Genomic DNA, 18,889 nt, shown 5'->3' with positions numbered 1-18,889 from the left:
TGTGACGTAGGAGGCCCCCGGCATCTGCCGGGGGCCTCCTCGTGTCCGTACCCGCCGCTCCGCCGCACGGCGCGAACCGGACAGGCATCATGTGCTCATGACGATCGCACCCGGACCGACGCCGACCGCGTCGGCGCCACGTCATCCGCTCGACCCCGATCCGGTCCGGGCGACCAAGGCACGCGCGGTGTTCGCGCTCGGGCTGATGGGGGCGATGACCGGCCTGCTGCTGGGCGGGGTGATCCCCGCGACGGTCGCGCTGCACCTGGCGCGGCAGGCGCGCCGGGAGGCGTACGCCTCGGATGGTTTCCTGACCGGCGCGGCCTGGCTGCGTCGCGGTGAACGGTTGGCCTGGACGGGGCTGGCGCTGGTCGCGGTGAGTGTGGTCGCGCTGCTGGTGATCGGCGTGGTCCGACTCGCCGAGGCACCCTACGGGCAAGACTTCGCCCCCACCGTCGACTGACCGGGTCGTCGCGGGCATCGCGCCGGGCACGGTGGGCTGACCCGCGACGGTAGCCTGACGGTGTCCGTCGCGCCGCGGTGGACGCGGCCGATGAGGAGGAGATCCCGTGACGGAACCGGCGCGCCCCGAGGGCGGCGAGTCCGCCCAGCCCACTTCCGGGCGCCCGGACGACGCGGCCGGGGCACAACCGGGGGAGCAGCTACGGCCCGGGCCCGCGCCGGAGCCTCCCGCGCCGGAGCCTCCCGCGCCGGAGCCTCCCGCGCCGGAGCCTCCCGCGCCGGAGCCTCCCGCGCCGCCCCCGCCGTCCGGGTACGCGTCGGCATACGCCCCGCCGTCGAGTCCGCCGCCCGGCTTCGGTGTGCCGCCGGGCTCGCCACCTGGCGGTGCCGGCCCCGGTCCATCGCCGGAGAGGCCGCCGTCCGGCCCGCCTGCCATCGGTGCTCTGTACGGTTCGCCGCCGGGAAGCCCACCGTCCGGTGCTGCCACGTACGGCGCTGCTCCCGGTTCGGCTCCGGGGAGTCCGTCCGGCCCCCCTGCCGGCGGCGCCGCCTCCGGTTGGCCGCCGGGAGGTTCGTCGGCCGGTTCGCCCGGCTTCGGTGTCGACGTCGGCTCGGCCCCGGGTGGTCCCTCGTCCGGGGCGCCCTTCGGGCCCGTTCCGTTCGGGCCGCCGGCGGGTCCGCCCGCAACGCCTCCCGGCTTCGGGCCGCCCCACGGCCCGCCGCCGTCCGGGCCGCCGTCCGGCCCGGGATACGGCGCGCCGCCCGTTCCCGGCGGCCTTGGAACGGGCTGGGGTGCGCAGGCGTCCGTGCCGCCGCCGCAGGATCGCCCCCGGCCGCCCAAGCGAGTCGAGCCTGTGCCCGGTACCCCGTTCGCGACGGTGCACCTGGACGTCCCCCCGGTCACGTCGGGGCTGGCGGTCGGCTCGCTGGTGGCCGGCATCACCTCGATCCTGATCTCGTTCCTCACCATCTGCATCGGCGCGGTCGGAGGCGGCACGGGTGGGGGAGCCTGGGCGGCCGGTGCCTTCGCCGTACTGGGCAGCCTGACCGGTGCCGGTGCCGTGGTGGCCGGCCTGCTCGGCCTCCGGCAGATCCGCCGCCCGGCGGCTCCGCCGGCGGTCCGGTTCACCGGCCGTGGCGTGGCGATCGCCGGGATCAGCTGCGGTGGCGCCGGTCTCCTGCTCTGCCTGTCGGGCCTGGGGCTGGCACTGCTGCTGACGCTGGCCTGAGATCCGGCCCACGTCGTCGGATCGGAACGAGCGAGCGGGCGCCGGATACCGATCGGTCCCGCCCAGGGGCTACCGGTCCGGTTTCCGGCGGAGCCGGTACACTTGTCGTCGTAGGTGCCCATCACAGGCGTGAGGCGTGACGAGCCCAGCCGGCGAGCAGTGAGAAGTCCGGCGGGTCATCCGTTTTGACCTGCACGGCTGTGGTAGGTACTCTTTCCCCTTGCGCCCGGGCTTGCCCGGGCAACTCGTGCGTGCGCGGGATCCGGTGATACCGGCATCCGAACAGCGGCACGACTGAGCCAGAAGACCCGGCGGCGGAGATCCGCGTGCCGGTGACAAACCCGGAGCCATCGCGTGAGCGTCGGAACCGGGACCGTGCTCGGGCGACACGCCCGACCGCGGGTGCCGGGACCGCCGCGAGGTGGACCTGGTCGGAATGTAGGAGGGTCGGTCATCAGGCCGACCGAGCGAGCGCGGTCGCGTGAGCGGCCGAAGGGAGCGGAGAAACCCGGTGCCCACGATCCAGCAGCTGGTCCGCAAGGGCCGCCAGGCCAAGACGAGTAAGACCAAGACCCCGGCGCTGAAGGGTTCCCCTCAGCGGCGCGGCGTGTGCACCCGCGTGTACACCACCACTCCCAAGAAGCCGAACTCCGCGCTGCGCAAGGTCGCTCGTGTGAAGCTCAGCAGCCAGATCGAGGTGACCGCCTACATCCCGGGCGTGGGTCACAACCTGCAGGAGCACTCGATCGTGCTCGTCCGTGGCGGCCGGGTGAAGGACCTCCCCGGCGTGCGTTACAAGATTGTCCGCGGTTCGCTGGACACCCAGGGTGTCCGTAACCGCAAGCAGGCGCGCAGCCGCTACGGCGCGAAGAAGGAGAAGAGCTGACATGCCGCGTAAGGGACCCGCTCCGCGGAAGCCGCTGGTCGCTGACCCGGTGTACAACTCGCCGTTGGTCACCCAGCTGGTGAACAAGATCCTCCTGCGCGGCAAGCGCCAGCTCGCCGAGCGCGTGGTGTACGCGGCCCTGGAGGGCTGCCGGGAGAAGTCCGGCACCGACCCGGTCGTCACGCTCAAGCGCGCGATGGACAACGTCAAGCCGACTCTGGAAGTCCGCAGCCGCCGTGTCGGTGGCGCGACCTACCAGGTGCCGGTCGAGGTCCGTCCGGCCCGGGCGACCACGCTGGGCCTGCGCTGGCTGGTCACGTACTCCCGCGCCCGGCGCGAGAAGACCATGGTCGAGCGGCTGATGAACGAGCTGCTGGACGCGAGCAACGGCCTCGGTGCCGCCGTCAAGCGGCGCGAGGACACGCACAAGATGGCGGAGTCCAACAAGGCCTTCGCGCACTACCGCTGGTAACAGCTTGGTCCCGGTGCCCACCCGGCGCCGGGACCGCCACCAGTTGTGTCGAGACGACGATAAGTAGGGATTGAAGTGGCCGCCGCAGACGCGCTCGCCAACGTACGCAACATCGGCATCATGGCGCACATCGATGCCGGTAAGACCACTACCACCGAGCGAATCCTGTTCTACACCGGTATCACGTACAAGATCGGTGAGGTCCACGAGGGCGCTGCCGTCATGGACTGGATGGAGCAGGAGCAGGAGCGCGGTATCACCATCACTTCCGCCGCCACGAAGTGCGAGTGGAAGGGCCACACGATCCAGATCATCGACACGCCCGGCCACGTCGACTTCACGGTCGAGGTGGAGCGGTCGCTGCGTGTCCTGGACGGTGCGGTCGCGGTCTACGACGGCGTGGCCGGCGTGGAGCCGCAGACGGAGAACGTCTGGCGTCAGGCGGACAAGTACAACGTCCCCCGGATGTGTTTCGTCAACAAGCTGGACCGTACCGGCGCGGACTTCTTCCGCTGCGTCCAGATGATGATCGACCGGCTGAACGCCACCCCGCTGGTGCTCCAGATCCCGATCGGCGCCGAGAGCGACTTCATCGGCGTGGTCGACCTGGTCGAGATGCGTGCCCTCACCTGGCGTGGCGAGACCCAGAAGGGTGAGGACTACGCGGTCGAGGAGATCCCGGCCGACCTCGCCGACTCCGCCGCCGAGTGGCGCGAGAAGCTGATGGAGACCCTCGCCGACGTCGACGACTCGGTGATGGAGAAGTACCTGGAGGGCGAGGAGATCTCCGTCGAGGAGATCAAGGCCGCCATCCGTCGGGCCACCATCGGCGGCAAGGCCAACCCGGTCCTCACCGGCACCGCGTTCAAGAACAAGGGCATCCAGCCGATGCTGGACGCGGTCGTCGCGTACCTGCCGTCGCCGCTGGACATCCCGGCGATCGAGGGCACCGCCACCGACGGTGAGACCCCGCTGCTGCGTAAGCCGGCGGTGTCCGAGCCGTTCTCCGGTCTGGCCTTCAAGATCCAGACGGACAAGCACCTCGGCAAGCTCACCTACGTGCGGATCTACTCCGGCACGCTCGAGTCCGGCTCCCAGGTGGTCAACTCCACCAAGGACCGCAAGGAGCGGATCGGCAAGATCTATCAGATGCACGCCAACAAGCGGGAAGAGCGCGGCTCGGCCCAGGCTGGCGACATCATCGCGGTGCAGGGTCTCAAGCAGACCACCACCGGCGACACCCTGTGCGACCCGGCGAACCCGGTCATCCTGGAGTCGATGACCTTCCCGGAGCCGGTCATCGAGGTCGCCATCGAGCCGAAGACCAAGGCCGACCAGGAGAAGCTCAGCACCGCCATCCAGCGGCTGGCCGAGGAGGACCCGACCTTCCGCGTCAAGCTGGACGACCAGACCGGTCAGACGGTCATCTCGGGCATGGGCGAGCTGCACCTGGACATCCTGGTCGACCGGATGCGCCGCGAGTTCAACGTCGAGGCGAACATCGGTAAGCCGCAGGTGGCGTACCGCGAGACCATCCGCCGCAAGGTGGACAAGGTCGAGTACACCCACAAGAAGCAGACCGGTGGTTCCGGCCAGTACGCCCGGGTGATCGTCAGCCTGGAGCCGCTGCCGCTGGGCAACGACGCGCCGACCTACGAGTTCGCCAACGGCGTGACCGGTGGCCGCATCCCCCGGGAGTTCATCCCGTCGGTGGACGCGGGTGCGCAGGACGCCATGCAGTACGGCATCCTCGCCGGCTTCCCGCTGGTGGGCATCAAGCTCACCCTGCTGGACGGCCAGTACCACGAGGTGGACTCGTCGGAAATGGCATTCAAGATCGCCGGCTCGATGGTGATGAAGGACGCGGCCCGCAAGGCCGACCCCGCACTGCTCGAGCCGATGATGGCTGTTGAGGTCACCACTCCTGAGGAGAACATGGGTGACGTCATCGGCGACCTCAACTCCCGCCGCGGCATCATTCAGGCGATGGAGGAGCGCAGTGGCGCCCGCGTCGTCCGTGCTCTGGTGCCGTTGTCGGAGATGTTCGGCTACGTCGGCGACCTGCGGTCGAAGACCCAGGGCCGGGCTAGCTACAGCATGCAGTTCGACTCCTACGCCGAGGTCCCGGCCTCGGTGGCCAAGGAGATCATCGCCAAGGCGACGGGTGAGTGACACTCACCTGAGTTGATCCGAGGTGGTCGCGGGAGGATTCCCCGACTGCGACCACCTCGGTCGGATTGTGTGAATTCCGGGCCTGTAGGCTTCATCGCCGCAGAACCCACAAAGCTCTCCGGCCGTCAGGTCGGAAAGGCTGTCGACAGAGTCCTAAGCGCCGACCTGGCGCACCGGGGCGAACGAACCAAGAAGTCCACAGGAGGACACCAGTGGCGAAGGCGAAGTTCGAGCGGACTAAGCCGCACGTCAACATCGGCACCATTGGTCACATCGACCACGGTAAGACGACGCTGACGGCGGCCATCACCAAGGTCCTGCACGACCAGTACCCGGACCTGAACCCGTACACGCCGTTCGACGAGATCGACAAGGCGCCGGAGGAGAAGGCCCGCGGCATCACGATCTCGATCGCGCACGTCGAGTACCAGACCGAGGCGCGGCACTACGCGCACGTCGACTGCCCCGGTCACGCCGACTACATCAAGAACATGATCACCGGTGCCGCCCAGATGGACGGCGCGATCCTGGTGGTCGCGGCGACCGACGGCCCGATGCCGCAGACCCGCGAGCACGTGCTGCTGGCCCGCCAGGTCGGCGTGCCGTACATCGTCGTGGCGCTGAACAAGAGCGACATGGTCGACGACGAGGAGCTCCTGGAGCTCGTCGAGCTCGAGGTCCGCGAGCTGCTCTCGGCTCAGGAGTACCCGGGTGACGACCTGCCGGTCGTCCAGGTCTCCGCGCTGAAGGCCCTCGAGGGCGACCCGGTCTGGACCGAGAAGCTGCTCGAGCTGATGAGCGCGGTCGACACCGCGATCCCGCAGCCGGAGCGCGAGACCGAGAAGCCGTTCCTCATGCCCGTCGAGGACGTCTTCACCATCACCGGTCGGGGTACCGTGGTCACCGGTCGTGTCGAGCGTGGCGTGCTGCTCCCGAACGAGGACGTCGAGGTCGTCGGCATCCGCGAGAAGGGCTTCAAGACCAAGGTCACCGCGATCGAGATGTTCCGGAAGACCCTGGATGACGCCCGCGCAGGCGAGAACGTCGGTCTGCTGCTGCGGGGCACCAAGCGCGAGGACGTCGAGCGCGGCATGGTGGTCGTCAAGCCGGGCAGCAGCACCCCGCACACGGAGTTCGAGGCGACCGTCTACATCCTCTCCAAGGAGGAGGGTGGCCGGCACACCCCGTTCTTCCAGAACTACCGTCCGCAGTTCTACTTCCGGACCACGGACGTCACCGGTGTCGTCACCCTCCCCGAGGGCACCGAGATGGTCATGCCTGGCGACAACACCACGATGACCGTGAAGCTGATCCAGCCCATCGCGATGGAGGACAACCTCAAGTTCGCGATCCGGGAGGGTGGCCGTACGGTCGGCGCGGGTCGCGTCACCAAGATCATCAAGTGAGCTGGGTAACCCCGATTAGACCCGCCGCCGGTCGTGCGGCATACTAGTCAGGTTGCGTAACGACAGTTCGCTGCCTGTGTTCGGCTCACGCCGAACCTCCGGGTAGGCAGAACAGTCGGGCGTGGGGTGGTTGGCGGCCCGGCCGCCAACCACCCTCGCGCGGCGTTCAGGTCGCGGTAGCGCGATCGGCGCCTGGACCCACCGCGGTCAGGATCGCTCCGGAATCTCGGGGCGGAGCCTGGCCACAGGGCGCGACACGCCCGACCGCGGGGGTGGGCGAAGAGGGCCTGTACCAGCCGGTACAGGCACCCGCAACACAGCGGCATCGAGAGAAGGAACAGAAGCCACCATGGCGGGACAGAAGATCCGCATCCGGCTCAAGGCCTATGACCACGAGGTCGTCGACTCCTCGGCTCGGAAGATCGTCGAGACGGTGACGCGTACCGGGGCGCAGGTCGCTGGCCCGGTGCCGCTGCCCACGGAGATCAACCGTTTCTGCGTCATCCGCTCGCCGCACAAGTACAAGGACTCGCGCGAGCACTTCGAGATGCGTACGCACAAGCGGCTGATCGACATCATCGACCCGACCCCGAAGACGGTCGACTCGCTCATGCGCCTCGACCTGCCGGCTGGCGTCGACATCGAGATCAAGCTGTAGGGACCGGACACATGGACAGGCAAGTTAAGGGGATCCTGGGCGCGAAGCTCGGCATGACCCAGGTCTGGGACAACAACAAGGTTGTCCCGGTGACCGTGGTTCAGGCCGGCCCCTGCGTCATCACCCAGGTTCGTGACGCCGACAAGGACGGTTACTCCGCGGTCCAGCTGGCGTACGGGACGATCGACCCGCGCAAGGCCAAGAAGCCGCTGCGTGGGCACTACGCCAAGGCCGACGTGGCGCCGCGCCGGCACATCGTCGAGCTGCGCACCGCCGACGCCGGCGACTACTCGCTCGGCCAGGAGGTCACGGTCGAGGAGTTCCCGGTCGGCGTCTCGATCGACGTCACCGGCAAGACCAAGGGCAAGGGCTACGCCGGCCCGATGAAGCGGCACGGCTTCCACGGCCTGCGCGCCAGCCACGGTGTCGAGCGCAAGCACCGCTCCCCGGGCTCCATCGGGGCCTGCGCCACCCCGGGTCGCGTCTTCAAGGGCACCCGGATGGCGGGCCGCATGGGTGGCGTGCGCTACACCGTGCAGAATCTGACCGTCCAGGCGGTCGACACCGAGAACAACCTCCTGCTCGTCCGCGGCGCCATCCCCGGCCCGAAGGGCGCGCTGGTCCTGGTCCGCACCGCGGCCAAGACCAAGGCGAAGAAGGGCGGTGTGGCCAAGTGACCACCGTTGACGTCCTGACCTCCGAAGGCACCAAGAGCGGCTCGGTCGAGCTGCCCGCCGACATCTTCGATGTGCAGGCCAACGTCCCGCTGATGCACCAGGTCGTGGTGGCGCAGCTGGCGGCGGCCCGGCAGGGCACCCACAAGACCAAGACCCGCGGCGAGGTCGCCGGCGGCGGCAAGAAGCCGTACAAGCAGAAGGGCACCGGTCGGGCCCGGCAGGGTTCGATCCGCGCGCCGCAGTTCGCCGGCGGTGGCGTGGTGCACGGCCCGGTGCCGCGCGACTACAGCCAGCGCACCCCCAAGAAGATGAAGGCCGCCGCGTTGCGTGGCGCCCTCTCCGACCGGGCGCGCGCCGGGCAGGTGCACGTCGTCGAGGCGTTCGTCTCGGGTGAGAAGCCGTCGACCAAGGCCGCGCTGGCCACGCTCGCGAAGCTGAGCGAGGCCCGTCGGGTGCTGGTCGTGCTGAGCAGCAGCGACGAGCTGAACTGGGTGTCGCTGCGCAACGAGCCGCGGGTGCACCTGATCGAGGCCGGCCAGCTCAACACGTACGACGTGCTGGTGGCCGACGACGTGGTCTTCACCAAGGAGGCCCTGGACGAGTTCCTGGGCGTTCCCGCCGAGACCACCGAGGAGGGTGGCAAGTGAGCACGATCGCCGACCCGCGCGACATCATCGTGGCGCCGGTCGTCTCGGAGAAGAGCTACAGCGAGCTGAACCGGAACTGGTACACCTTCCTGGTGCACCCGGACGCGAACAAGACCGCGATCAAGATCGCCATCGAGCAGATCTTCAACGTCCGCGTCCTGACGGTCAACACGCTCAACCGCGAGGGCAAGCGCAAGCGGACCCGTACTGGGTTCGGCAAGCGCAAGGACACCAAGCGGGCGATGGTGAAGCTGGCTGAGGGAGACCGCATCGAGGCCTTCGGCGGCCCGGTCAGCTGAGGGGTGTAGACAATGGCTATCCGTAAGTACAAGCCGACGACGCCGGGCCGGCGTGGCTCGAGCGTCGCCGACTTCGCCGAGATCACCCGGTCGACGCCGGAGAAGTCGCTGCTGGCCCCGCTGCCGAAGAAGGGCGGCCGGAACGCCCACGGGCGGATCACCGCCCGGCACCAGGGTGGCGGCCACAAGCGCCAGTACCGGCTGATCGACTTCAAGCGGGTCGACAAGGACGGCGTGCCGGCCAAGGTCGCGCACATCGAGTACGACCCGAACCGCACCGCGCGCATCGCGCTGCTGCACTACGCCGACGGCGAGAAGCGGTACATCCTCGCGCCGAAGGACCTCAAGCAGGGCGACGCGGTGGAGTCGGGTCCGGGCGCGGACATCAAGCCCGGCAACAACCTGCCGCTGCGCAACATCCCGGTCGGTACCACGATCCACAACGTGGAGCTGCGTCCGGGTGGCGGCGCCAAGCTGGCCCGCTCGGCCGGCGTCGGCATCCAGCTGCTCGGCCGGGAGGGCGCGTACGCGACCCTGCGTATGCCGTCGGGTGAGATCCGTCGTGTCGACGTGCGCTGCCGCGCCAGCGTCGGCGAGATCGGCAACGCCGACCAGTCAAACATCAACTGGGGCAAGGCCGGCCGGATGCGGTGGAAGGGCAAGCGCCCGACCGTCCGTGGTGTGGCCATGAACCCGGTCGACCACCCGCACGGTGGTGGCGAGGGCAAGACCTCCGGTGGTCGCCACCCGGTCAACCCGCAGGGTAAGCCCGAGGGCCGCACCCGTCGTAAGGGCCAGCCGAGTGACCGGCTGATCGTCCGCCGCCGCTACGCCACGCGTAAGCGCGGCTGAGGGAGATAAGACATGCCTCGCAGCCTGAAGAAGGGCCCGTTCATCGACGACCACCTGCTCAAGAAGGTGGAGACGCAGAACGAGAAGGGCTCGAAGAACGTCATCAAGACCTGGTCGCGCCGCTCCACGATCATCCCGGACATGCTCGGGCACACGATCGCGGTGCACGACGGACGCAAGCACGTCCCCGTGTTCGTGACCGAGGCGATGGTCGGGCACAAGCTCGGCGAGTTCGCGTTGACCCGTACGTTCAAGGGTCACGAGAAGGACGACCGGAAGAGCCGCCGGCGCTGACGCCGCGGGCATACGGATAGAGGATCAAGGGGTTACAGCGATGCCAGGAAAGGGCGACGCTCCGGTGCTTCCGGGCGCGCGGGCGATTGCGCGACACGTGCGCATCTCGCCGATGAAGGCGCGCCGGGTGGTCAACCTCGTCCGCGGCCTGCCCGCGAAGGAGGCGCTCACGGTGCTGCAGTTCGCGCCGCAGGCGGCGAGCGAGCAGGTGTACAAGGTGCTCGCGAGCGCGATCGCCAACGCGGAGAACAACGAGCGGCTGGACCCCGACGCGTTGCTCGTCAGCGAGGCGTTCGTGGACGAGGGCCCGACCATGAAGCGGTTCCAGCCTCGGGCTCAGGGCCGGGCGTACCGGATCCGCAAGCGCACCTGCCACATCACGGTGGCGGTCGAGGCGGTCGCGCCGGCCGCGCCGAAGAAGTCGGCGAAGAAGTCGGCCCCGGCCAAGCAGACCGAGCCGGCCGAGACGCAGAGCAACACGGAGGGCGCCGAGTAATGGGTCAGAAGGTTCACCCGCACGGGTTCCGGCTCGGCATCTCGACCGACTGGAAGTCCCGCTGGTTCGCGGACAAGCTCTACAAGGACTACATCGGCGAGGACGTCAAGATCCGCCGGATGATGTCCAAGGGCCTGGAGCGCGCCGGCATTTCCAAGGTCGACATCGAGCGCACCCGCGACCGGGTCCGCGTCGACATCCACACCGCCCGGCCGGGCATCGTCATCGGCCGTAAGGGTGCGGAGGCCGACCGGATCCGCGGCGAGCTGGAGAAGCTCACCGGCAAGCAGGTGCAGCTCAACATCATCGAGGTGAAGAACCCCGAGTCGGACGCGCAGCTGGTCGCCCAGGGCGTCGCCGAGCAGCTCTCCAGCCGGGTCAGCTTCCGCCGCGCGATGCGCAAGGCGATGCAGTCGGCGATGAAGAACCCGATGTGCAAGGGCATCCGGGTGCAGGTCTCGGGTCGCCTCGGCGGCGCCGAGATGAGCCGCACGGAGTTCTACCGCGAGGGTCGGGTTCCGCTGCACACGCTGCGGGCCAACATCGAGTACGGCTTCTTCGAGGCCCGTACCACCTTCGGCCGCATCGGCGTGAAGGTCTGGATCTACAAGGGCGACGCGGTGCCGGGTCGGGAGACCCCGACCGAGGCTCCGTCGCGCCCGCGCCGGGAGCGCGGTGACCGCCCCGAGCGGCCGCGTCGTGGTCGGTCCGGTTCGTCCGGCACGACCTCCGGTGGCACCGAGGCCGGCCGCGCTGCCGCGACGACCGTCGCGCAGCAGGCCGAGACGCCGAGCGGCGAGCCGGTGGACGCGTCCGCCGTCGCCGCCGCGGCAGAAACGCAGCAGGAGGGCTGACAGATGCTGATGCCGCGCAAGCCCCCGAAGGGCTTCCGCAAGCCGCACCACCCGGACCGCAGCGGCGCGTCCAAGGGCGGCAACCGGGTGGTGTTCGGCGAGTTCGGAATCCAGGCTCTCGAGCCGGCGTACGTGACCAACCGGCAGATCGAGTCGGCGCGTATCGCGATGACCCGCCACATCAAGCGTGGCGGCAAGGTCTGGATCACCATCTTCCCGGACCAGGCCCTCACCAAGAAGCCAGCCGAAACCCGGATGGGTTCCGGTAAGGGCTCGCCGGAGTGGTGGGTCGCCAACGTCAAGCCGGGGCGGGTCCTCTTCGAGATGTCCTTCCCCAACGAGCAGATCGCGCGAGAGGCGATGCGTCGCGCGATCCACAAGCTCCCGATGAAGTGCCGCATTGTGACGCGCGAAGTGGGTGAATCCTGATGGCAGCGGGCGTTAAGGCCTCCGAGCTGCGTGAGCTCTCCGAGGAGGAGCTGGTCACGAAGCTGCGCGAGGCCAAGGCGGAGCTGTTCAACCTCCGCGTGCAGGCCGCAACCGGTCAGCTGGACAACAACCGGCGGCTGCAGGTCATCCGTCGGGAGATCGCCCGGATCTACACGATCATGCGTGAGCGCGAGCTGGGGCTCTCGGCCGCGCCGACTGAGGTGACTGCTTCATGAGCGAGAACACGACCGCCACCGCGCAGCGTGGCCGCCGTAAGGTCCGTGAGGGCCTCGTGGTCAGCGACAAGATGGACAAGACCGTCGTGGTCGAGGTCGAGGACCGGGTCAAGCACGCGCTGTACGGCAAGATCATGCGCCGTACCAGCAAGCTGAAGGTCCACGACGAGCAGAACTCCGCCGGTGTCGGCGACCGCGTCCTGATCATGGAGACCCGGCCGCTGTCCGCCACCAAGCGGTGGCGAATCGTGGAGATCCTCGAGAAGGCCAAGTAGCGAAGGCTCGAGCTCGGCCGAGATCGGTCGGGCGCAGGTTCCGCCAGGCTCCGGCCGCCCCGGCGGCCGGAGAACCGGCAGACATAGGAGATAGACGTGATTCAGCAGGAGTCGCGACTGCGCGTCGCCGACAACACGGGTGCCCGGGAGATCCTGTGCATCCGGGTTCTCGGTGGCTCCGGTCGGCGCTACGCGAGCATCGGCGACGTCATCGTGGCGACCGTCAAGGACGCGATCCCGGGTGCCGGTGTCAAGAAGGGCGACGTGGTCAAGGCCGTCATCGTCCGTACCGCCAAGGAGCGGCGGCGGCCGGACGGGTCGTACATCCGCTTCGACGAGAACGCCGCCGTCATCATCAAGGACGGTGGGGACCCGCGCGGTACCCGTATCTTCGGCCCGGTCGGTCGTGAGCTGCGGGACAAGCGGTTCATGAAGATCATTTCTCTCGCGCCGGAGGTGTTGTGACCGTGAAGGTCAAGAAGGGCGACACGGTCGTCGTCATCGCCGGCAAGGACAAGGGCGCCAAGGGCAAGGTCATCGCGGCCTACCCGCGGCAGGACAAGGTCCTGGTCGAGGGCGTGAACCGGGTCAAGAAGCACACCCGCATCAGCACCACTCAGCGTGGCGCCAAGACCGGTGGCATCGTCACCCAGGAGGCCCCGATCCACGTCTCGAACGTGATGGTCGTGGACTCCGACGGCAAGCCGACCCGCGTCGGCTACCGGATCGACGACAACGGCCAGAAGGTCCGCATCGCGCGTAGCACCGGTAAGGACCTGTGATGACCACGGCTACCGAAACCAAGACCATGCCGCGCCTCAAGGAGCGGTACCGCAACGAGATCGTGGCCCAGCTGCGCGAGCAGCACGAGTACGGCAACCCGATGCAGGTGCCGCGGCTCGTCAAGATCGTCGTGAACATGGGCGTCGGCGAGGCCGCTCGGGACGCCAAGCTCATCGACGGCGCGGTCCGCGACCTGGCCACCATCACCGGCCAGAAGCCGCAGGTCCGGCGGGCGACCAAGTCCATCGCGCAGTTCAAGCTCCGCGAGGGCATGCCGATCGGCGCGAAGGTGACCCTGCGCGGCGACCGGATGTGGGAGTTCCTGGACCGGCTGCTCTCCATCGCGCTGCCGCGTATCCGTGACTTCCGCGGCCTGGACGGGCGCAAGCTCGACGGGCACGGCAACTACACGTTCGGTCTGACCGAGCAGTCGGTGTTCCACGAGATCGACCAGGACAAGATCGATCGCCAGCGGGGCATGGACATCACGGTGGTGACCACCGCCACGACCGACGACGAGGGCCGGGCGCTGCTGAAGCTCCTGGGCTTCCCGTTCAAGGAGAACTGAGATGGCCAAGAAGGCGCTGATCCTCAAGGCGGCCGCGAAGCCGAAGTTCTCGGTTCGCGCCTACACCCGCTGCCAGCGGTGCGGGCGTCCCAAGGCGGTCTACCGTAAGTTCGGGCTCTGCCGGGTGTGCATCCGGGAGATGGCCCACCGCGGTGAGCTGCCCGGCGTGTCCAAGGCTTCCTGGTAATAGCCCGGCGCGCTTCGGCGTATCAGCTGGACTGTCTCTTCGCCGTAGGCCTGCGCGAGTCGCGGGAACCCCGGCGAGAAAGGTTGACGAGTTTTCATGACGATGACCGACCCCATCGCAGACATGCTCACGCGTCTGCGTAACGCCAACCAGGCGTACCACGACCGGGTGACGATGCCCTACTCGAAGATCAAGGCCAACATCGCCGAGGTCCTCAAGTCCGAGGGTTACATCGCCACCTGGGCGGTCGAGGAGCCCGAAGAGGGTGCCGTCGGCAAGCGACTGGTCGTCGAGCTGAAGTACGGCCAGAACCGGGAGCGGAGCCTGGCCGGTATCAAGCGCGTCTCCAAGCCCGGTCTGCGGGTGTACGCCAAGTCGGACGGGCTCCCGCGGGTGCTCGGTGGGCTGGGCGTGGCGATCATTTCGACGTCCCAGGGGCTGCTCACCGACCGGCAGGCCCGCAAGCGGAGCGTTGGCGGGGAAGTCCTCGCCTTCGTCTGGTAACGGGAGACAGGTAGAAATGTCGCGAATTGGACGTAAGTCGATCCCGGTGCCCTCCGGCGTCGACGTGACGATCGACGGCCAGACCGTCAAGGTCAAGGGCCCCAAGGGCGAGCTGTCGCACACCCTGGCCGCGCCGATCACGATCGAGCGGGCCGAGGACGGGCAGCTGAGCGTCAACCGCCCGAACGACGAGCGCAAGGCCAAGGAACTGCACGGCCTGAGCCGTACCCTGGTCGCCAACATGATCGTCGGGGTCACCGAGGGCTACCGCAAGAGCCTGGAGATCGCCGGTACCGGTTACCGGGTCACCGCCAAGGGCAAGGACCTGGAGTTCGCACTCGGGTTCTCGCACCCGGTGCAGGTGCAGGCGCCGGACGGCATCACCTTCACGGTGGAGAAGCCGACGCTGTTCCACGTGGCCGGTATCGACAAGCAGCTCGTCGGTGAGGTCGCCGCCAACATCCGGAAGATCCGCCCGCCGGAGCCCTACAAGGGCAAGGGCGTGAAGTACCAGGGCGAGGTCATCCGTCGCAAGGCTGGAAAGGCAGGTAAGAAGTGAGCGCCACGCTGCTCAAGCGCCGCCGCGGTGTCGCCGCCAAGCGTGCCGTCGGGCGTGCGCGTCGGCACTTCCGGGTCCGCAAGAACGTCAGTGGCACCGCCGAGCGTCCGCGCCTGGTGGTCACCCGTTCGCTGCGGCACATCGTGGCCCAGATCGTGGACGACACCAAGGGGCACACCTTGGCGTCGGCCTCGACGCTGGACGCCTCGGTGCGCGGTACCGAGGGCGACAAGAGCGCCCTGGCCGGCAAGGTCGGCTCCCTGCTCGCCGAGCGGGCCAAGGCCGCCGGCGTCTCCAAGGTCGTCTTCGACCGCGGTGGCAACCGGTACGCGGGGCGGGTCGCCGCGCTTGCCGACGCCGCCCGCGAAGCCGGGCTCGAGTTCTGACAATCCCCGTCACGAGAGAGAAGGAAGGCTGCTGATGCCAGGTCAACAGCGCCGTGGCGGCGGGTCCGGTGGCAACGAGGGTGGTCGCCGCGACAACCGCCGTGAGGGCGGCCGCGGAAACGCGCCCGCCGAGAAGACCCCGCACCTCGAGCGGGTCGTCGCGATCAACCGCGTCGCCAAGGTCGTGAAGGGTGGTCGTCGCTTCAGCTTCACCGCCCTCGTGATCGTCGGCGACGGCGACGGCACCGTGGGCGTGGGCTACGGAAAGGCCAAGGAGGTGCCCGCGGCGATCGCCAAGGGTGTCGAGGAGGCCAAGAAGCACTTCTTCAAGGTGCCGCGGATCGGCTCGTCGATCCCGCACCCGGTCACGGGCGAGGACGCTGCCGGTGTGGTGCTGCTCAAGCCGGCCTCGGCCGGTACGGGTGTCATCGCCGGTGGTCCGGTCCGTGCCGTGTTGGAGTGCGCGGGCATCCACGACGTGCTCTCCAAGAGCCTCGGATCGTCGAACCCGATCAACATCGTGCACGCCACCGTGGCGGCCCTGAAGGGGCTGGAGTCCCCGGAGGCTGTCGCGGCGCGTCGGGGCCTGCCGGTGGAGGACGTCGCTCCGGCCGCCATGCTCGCCTCGCGGGCGGAGGTGGCCTCCTGATGGCGCGTCTCAAGGTCACCCAGCTCCGGTCCGACATCGGGACCAAGCACAACCAGCGTGAGTCGCTGCGGTCGCTCGGTCTCAAGCGGATCAACGACGTGGTGGTCAAGGAGGACCGGCCCGAGATTCGCGGCATGATCTTCAAGGTGAGCCACCTCGTGAAGGTCGAGGAGGTCGAGTAATGACGATCAAGGTCCATCACCTGCGCCCGGCACCGGGAGCCAAGACCGCGAAGACCCGTGTGGGTCGCGGTGAGGGTTCCAAGGGCAAGACCGCCGGTCGCGGTACCAAGGGTTCGAAGGCCCGGAAGAACATCCCGGCGGCGTTCGAGGGTGGGCAGATGCCCATCCACATGCGCCTGCCGAAGCTGAAGGGCTTCAAGAACAAGTTCAAGGTGGTCTTCCAGGTGGTCAACCTGGACCGCCTGGCCGAGCTGTTCCCCAACGGTGGTCAGGTCGGCCCGGCCGAGCTGGTCGAGGCCGGTGCGGTCCGCAAGGGTCAGCCGGTCAAGGTCCTCGGCACCGGGGACCTCGGCAACGTGTCGCTCCAGGTCTCGGCGCACGCGTTCAGCGCGTCGGCCAAGGAGAAGATCGCTGCCGCCGGTGGTTCGGTCACCGAGCTGTAAGCAGTACGAACGATGGCGCCCGCCAGTTGATCCCAGCTGGCGGGCGCCATGGTCTCCACGGGGCCTGTGCGCCCGGTAACATCGGATTCGGTTTATGTAGCCGGGCACATCTGCCCGGACGGGGATCGGGCTGTTAGAGTCCCTTCCCAGCCATGGATATCGGGCACCTGCCCGGCACCCACCCCAAACCGCCAGGGACGACCGGCGGCCCGCCTCGCGCAGGAGGAAGAAGTTGCTGTCCGCCTTTCTCAGTGCGTTCCGTACGCCTGACCTGCGCAAGAAGCTGCTGTTCACAGTAGGCATCATCGCGATCTACCGGCTCGGCGCGACGCTGCCCAGCCCAGGCGTGTCGTACGGCAACGTCCAGCAGTGCCTTGACACCATCGACGGCTCGACCGGGGTACTGAACCTGCTCGACCTCTTCTCCGGTGGCGCGCTGCTCCAGCTCTCGGTCTTCGCGCTGGGCATCATGCCCTACATCACCGCGTCGATCATCCTGCAGCTGCTGACAGTGGTGATCCCCCGGCTGGAGCAGCTCCGCAAGGAGGGCCAGGCCGGCCAGGCGAAGATCACCCAGTACACCCGGTACCTGACCCTGGGCCTGGGTGTTCTGCAGGCATCCGCGTTCGTGGCGCTGGCCCGCTCCGGGCAGCTCTTCAACAACCAGTGCGACCAGTTCCCGATCATCCCCGAGGGCACCGGCATCCCGGACTGGCTGACCCTGTCCATCCTGGTGATGACGATGACCGCCGGTACCGGCGTGGTCATGTGGCTGGGCGAGCTGATCACCGACCGCGGCGTCGGCAACGGCATGTCCGTGCTGATCTTCACCTCGATCGCCGCCCGCCTCCCCAGCGAGGGTTGGCGGATCAAGGAGAGCCAGGGCTGGGCCAAGTTCTTCCTCGTCATCGCCCTGGTCCTGGTGGTCATCACCGCGGTCACCTTCATCGAGCAGGCCCAGCGCCGGATCCCGGTGCAGTACGCCAAGCGCATGATCGGCCGGCGGATGTACGGCGGCACGTCGACCTACATCCCGCTGAAGGTCAACCAGGCGGGTGTCATCCCGGTCATCTTCGGTTCGTCGCTGCTCTACCTGCCCCAGCTGGCGCTGCAGTTCTTCGACCAGAACGACCCGGGTCAGACGCAGGCGTGGATCCAGAACAACCTGGTGGACCCGACCAGCCCGATCTACATCGCGGTCTACTTCCTGCTGATCATCTTCTTCACGTACTTCTACGTCTCGATCACGTTCAACCCGACCGAGGTCGCGGACAACATGAAGAAGTACGGCGGCTTCGTGCCGGGCATCCGCCCCGGTAAGCCGACCGCCGACTACCTGGACTTCATCCTGAGCCGGATCACGCTGCCCGGGGCGCTGTACCTCGCGATCATCTCGATCCTGCCGAACTTCTTCTTCATCTGGCTGGACCGGCAGCAGTACCTCAACTTCCCGTTCGGCGGTACCGCTGTGCTGATCATGGTCGGTGTGGCTCTCGAGACCAGCAAGCAGATCGAGAGCCAACTGATGCAGCGGAACTACGAAGGGTTCCTGCGGTAGATGAGACTGGTTCTGGTTGGCCCGCCGGGGGCGGGCAAGGGAACGCAGGCGGAGTTCATCGCCGCGCACGTCTCCGTGCCGAAGATCTCGACCGGTGACATCTTCCGTGCCAACGTGTCGCAGGGCACCCCGCTCGGGGTAGAGGCCAAGCGCTACATGGACGCCGGCAAGTTGGTACCGGACGAGGTCACCATCAACATGGTGCGGGACCGGCTCGCCGAGCCGGACGCGTCCGAGGGCTTCCTGCTCGACGGGTTCCCGCGGACCACTCCGCAGGCCGCCGCGCTGGACAAGCTCCTGGCCGACCTCGGCACCGCGCTGGACGTCGTCCTGGAGCTGGTGGTCGACGACGACGAGGTGATCCGGCGGCTCTCCGGCCGGCGCACCTGCCGGGGCTGCGGCAAGATCTGGCACGTCGAGTTCGACCCGACCAGTCGGGACGGCATCTGCGACCGCTGCGGTGCCGAGCTGTTCCAGCGCGACGACGACAAGCCGGAGACCATCGCCGCCCGCCTGCGTGAGTACGCGGAGAAGACCGCGCCGCTGGTGGACTACTACGGCGCTCAGGGCAAGCTGGTCGGGATCGACGCCACCGGTCCGGTGGAGGACGTCACCGTCCGCGCGATCGACGCCCTGCGGTCCTACGGCGGCTGAGATCGGCGTAGTCGCCGGCCGGATAGAGTGCGAACAGCGGGGTACGTCCGGCGTGCCCCGCTGGTTCGGCAA

General features: G+C 68.4%; 29 protein-coding genes. All 29 read left to right on the top strand.

Translation table 11 applies throughout. The features are described from left to right. Positions 1–97: 97 nt before the first annotated feature. The 29 genes from ACZ31C_RS08405 (at position 98) to ACZ31C_RS08265 (ending at position 18,817) form a co-directional block, all read left to right on the top strand. Positions 98–463: a hypothetical protein gene (locus ACZ31C_RS08405; protein WP_465794693.1), complete on the top strand. Its 366-nt coding sequence runs from the start codon at positions 98–100 to the stop codon at positions 461–463. Between the two features lie 853 nt (positions 464–1,316). Next, positions 1,317–1,691, top strand: coding sequence for a hypothetical protein (locus ACZ31C_RS08400; RefSeq protein WP_350693180.1), 375 nt, complete (start codon positions 1,317–1,319; stop codon positions 1,689–1,691). A gap of 511 nt (positions 1,692–2,202) precedes the next feature. Next, the gene (rpsL, locus tag ACZ31C_RS08395) at positions 2,203–2,577 is read left to right on the top strand and encodes a 30S ribosomal protein S12 (RefSeq protein ID WP_014440718.1); all 375 of its coding nucleotides are present in this window, start codon (positions 2,203–2,205) and stop codon (positions 2,575–2,577) included. A 1-nt stretch (position 2,578) separates the two neighbouring features. Further along, complete coding sequence (gene rpsG / locus ACZ31C_RS08390; RefSeq protein WP_350692887.1) at positions 2,579–3,049, top strand: 30S ribosomal protein S7; 471 nt, start codon at positions 2,579–2,581, stop codon at positions 3,047–3,049. Between the two features lie 75 nt (positions 3,050–3,124). Continuing rightward, positions 3,125–5,221, top strand: a complete 2,097-nt coding sequence (gene fusA, locus ACZ31C_RS08385; protein WP_465794692.1) for an elongation factor G — start codon at positions 3,125–3,127, stop codon at positions 5,219–5,221. Between the two features lie 212 nt (positions 5,222–5,433). Continuing rightward, positions 5,434–6,627 (top strand): elongation factor Tu, encoded by a 1,194-nt coding sequence (gene tuf, locus ACZ31C_RS08380; RefSeq protein ID WP_117226257.1) that lies wholly within the window; start codon positions 5,434–5,436, stop codon positions 6,625–6,627. Positions 6,628–6,976: 349 nt separating this feature from the next. Beyond that, the gene (gene rpsJ / locus ACZ31C_RS08375; protein WP_007073037.1) at positions 6,977–7,285 is read left to right on the top strand and encodes a 30S ribosomal protein S10; all 309 of its coding nucleotides are present in this window, start codon (positions 6,977–6,979) and stop codon (positions 7,283–7,285) included. 11 nt (positions 7,286–7,296) lie between these two features. After that, on the top strand, positions 7,297–7,962 hold the full coding sequence (gene rplC / locus ACZ31C_RS08370) for a 50S ribosomal protein L3 (protein ID WP_350692884.1): 666 nt from the start codon (positions 7,297–7,299) through the stop codon (positions 7,960–7,962). Next, positions 7,959–8,609: a 50S ribosomal protein L4 gene (gene rplD, locus ACZ31C_RS08365; protein WP_396741697.1), complete on the top strand. Its 651-nt coding sequence runs from the start codon at positions 7,959–7,961 to the stop codon at positions 8,607–8,609. The genes rplC and rplD overlap by 4 nt, the downstream gene beginning before the upstream one ends. Continuing rightward, a complete protein-coding gene (rplW, locus tag ACZ31C_RS08360; RefSeq protein ID WP_093403611.1) occupies positions 8,606–8,908 on the top strand; it encodes a 50S ribosomal protein L23 in 303 nt (100 codons plus the stop codon). Before rplD ends, rplW begins: the two co-directional genes overlap by 4 nt. 12 nt (positions 8,909–8,920) lie before the next feature. Beyond that, positions 8,921–9,760, top strand: a complete 840-nt coding sequence (rplB, locus tag ACZ31C_RS08355; protein WP_117226254.1) for a 50S ribosomal protein L2 — start codon at positions 8,921–8,923, stop codon at positions 9,758–9,760. A 12-nt stretch (positions 9,761–9,772) separates the two neighbouring features. Continuing rightward, positions 9,773–10,054: a 30S ribosomal protein S19 gene (gene rpsS, locus ACZ31C_RS08350; RefSeq protein ID WP_067359615.1), complete on the top strand. Its 282-nt coding sequence runs from the start codon at positions 9,773–9,775 to the stop codon at positions 10,052–10,054. Between the two features lie 40 nt (positions 10,055–10,094). Next, the gene (rplV, locus tag ACZ31C_RS08345; RefSeq protein ID WP_350692880.1) at positions 10,095–10,550 is read left to right on the top strand and encodes a 50S ribosomal protein L22; all 456 of its coding nucleotides are present in this window, start codon (positions 10,095–10,097) and stop codon (positions 10,548–10,550) included. After that, positions 10,550–11,404, top strand: a complete 855-nt coding sequence (gene rpsC / locus ACZ31C_RS08340) for a 30S ribosomal protein S3 (RefSeq protein ID WP_131052671.1) — start codon at positions 10,550–10,552, stop codon at positions 11,402–11,404. The genes rplV and rpsC overlap by 1 nt, the downstream gene beginning before the upstream one ends. A 3-nt stretch (positions 11,405–11,407) precedes the next feature. Next, positions 11,408–11,833: a 50S ribosomal protein L16 gene (gene rplP, locus ACZ31C_RS08335; RefSeq protein ID WP_007465292.1), complete on the top strand. Its 426-nt coding sequence runs from the start codon at positions 11,408–11,410 to the stop codon at positions 11,831–11,833. Continuing rightward, entirely contained in the window at positions 11,833–12,069 is a 237-nt protein-coding gene (gene rpmC, locus ACZ31C_RS08330; RefSeq protein ID WP_007073028.1) for a 50S ribosomal protein L29, read from the top strand. Before rplP ends, rpmC begins: the two co-directional genes overlap by 1 nt. Next, the gene (gene rpsQ, locus ACZ31C_RS08325; RefSeq protein WP_396741695.1) at positions 12,066–12,344 is read left to right on the top strand and encodes a 30S ribosomal protein S17; all 279 of its coding nucleotides are present in this window, start codon (positions 12,066–12,068) and stop codon (positions 12,342–12,344) included. Before rpmC ends, rpsQ begins: the two co-directional genes overlap by 4 nt. Positions 12,345–12,440: 96 nt before the next feature. Next, entirely contained in the window at positions 12,441–12,809 is a 369-nt protein-coding gene (gene rplN / locus ACZ31C_RS08320; protein WP_023358185.1) for a 50S ribosomal protein L14, read from the top strand. Continuing rightward, positions 12,806–13,126 (top strand): 50S ribosomal protein L24, encoded by a 321-nt coding sequence (gene rplX, locus ACZ31C_RS08315; protein WP_018217055.1) that lies wholly within the window; start codon positions 12,806–12,808, stop codon positions 13,124–13,126. The genes rplN and rplX overlap by 4 nt, the downstream gene beginning before the upstream one ends. Continuing rightward, positions 13,126–13,695 (top strand): 50S ribosomal protein L5, encoded by a 570-nt coding sequence (gene rplE, locus ACZ31C_RS08310; RefSeq protein ID WP_350692874.1) that lies wholly within the window; start codon positions 13,126–13,128, stop codon positions 13,693–13,695. The genes rplX and rplE overlap by 1 nt, the downstream gene beginning before the upstream one ends. 1 nt (position 13,696) lies before the next feature. Further along, the gene (locus tag ACZ31C_RS08305; RefSeq protein WP_007073023.1) at positions 13,697–13,882 is read left to right on the top strand and encodes a type Z 30S ribosomal protein S14; all 186 of its coding nucleotides are present in this window, start codon (positions 13,697–13,699) and stop codon (positions 13,880–13,882) included. A 96-nt stretch (positions 13,883–13,978) separates the two neighbouring features. Beyond that, positions 13,979–14,386: a 30S ribosomal protein S8 gene (gene rpsH, locus ACZ31C_RS08300; RefSeq protein ID WP_093403619.1), complete on the top strand. Its 408-nt coding sequence runs from the start codon at positions 13,979–13,981 to the stop codon at positions 14,384–14,386. A gap of 16 nt (positions 14,387–14,402) precedes the next feature. Continuing rightward, positions 14,403–14,945: a 50S ribosomal protein L6 gene (rplF, locus tag ACZ31C_RS08295; protein WP_350692871.1), complete on the top strand. Its 543-nt coding sequence runs from the start codon at positions 14,403–14,405 to the stop codon at positions 14,943–14,945. Further along, positions 14,942–15,331, top strand: coding sequence for a 50S ribosomal protein L18 (gene rplR, locus ACZ31C_RS08290; RefSeq protein WP_350692870.1), 390 nt, complete (start codon positions 14,942–14,944; stop codon positions 15,329–15,331). Before rplF ends, rplR begins: the two co-directional genes overlap by 4 nt. Positions 15,332–15,365: 34 nt before the next feature. Further along, on the top strand, positions 15,366–15,980 hold the full coding sequence (rpsE, locus tag ACZ31C_RS08285) for a 30S ribosomal protein S5 (protein WP_093403623.1): 615 nt from the start codon (positions 15,366–15,368) through the stop codon (positions 15,978–15,980). Beyond that, positions 15,980–16,162: a 50S ribosomal protein L30 gene (gene rpmD, locus ACZ31C_RS08280; RefSeq protein ID WP_117226245.1), complete on the top strand. Its 183-nt coding sequence runs from the start codon at positions 15,980–15,982 to the stop codon at positions 16,160–16,162. Before rpsE ends, rpmD begins: the two co-directional genes overlap by 1 nt. Continuing rightward, the gene (gene rplO, locus ACZ31C_RS08275; RefSeq protein ID WP_350692869.1) at positions 16,162–16,605 is read left to right on the top strand and encodes a 50S ribosomal protein L15; all 444 of its coding nucleotides are present in this window, start codon (positions 16,162–16,164) and stop codon (positions 16,603–16,605) included. Before rpmD ends, rplO begins: the two co-directional genes overlap by 1 nt. 232 nt (positions 16,606–16,837) lie before the next feature. Continuing rightward, a complete protein-coding gene (secY, locus tag ACZ31C_RS08270) occupies positions 16,838–18,163 on the top strand; it encodes a preprotein translocase subunit SecY (protein WP_350692868.1) in 1,326 nt (441 codons plus the stop codon). Then, a complete protein-coding gene (locus tag ACZ31C_RS08265) occupies positions 18,164–18,817 on the top strand; it encodes an adenylate kinase (RefSeq protein WP_117226242.1) in 654 nt (217 codons plus the stop codon). It abuts the gene before it with no gap. Positions 18,818–18,889: the final 72 nt, after the last annotated feature.

The organism is Micromonospora sp. NPDC023869, assembly GCF_055559695.1.
This window is presented reverse-complemented; position numbering and strand designations above follow the sequence as displayed.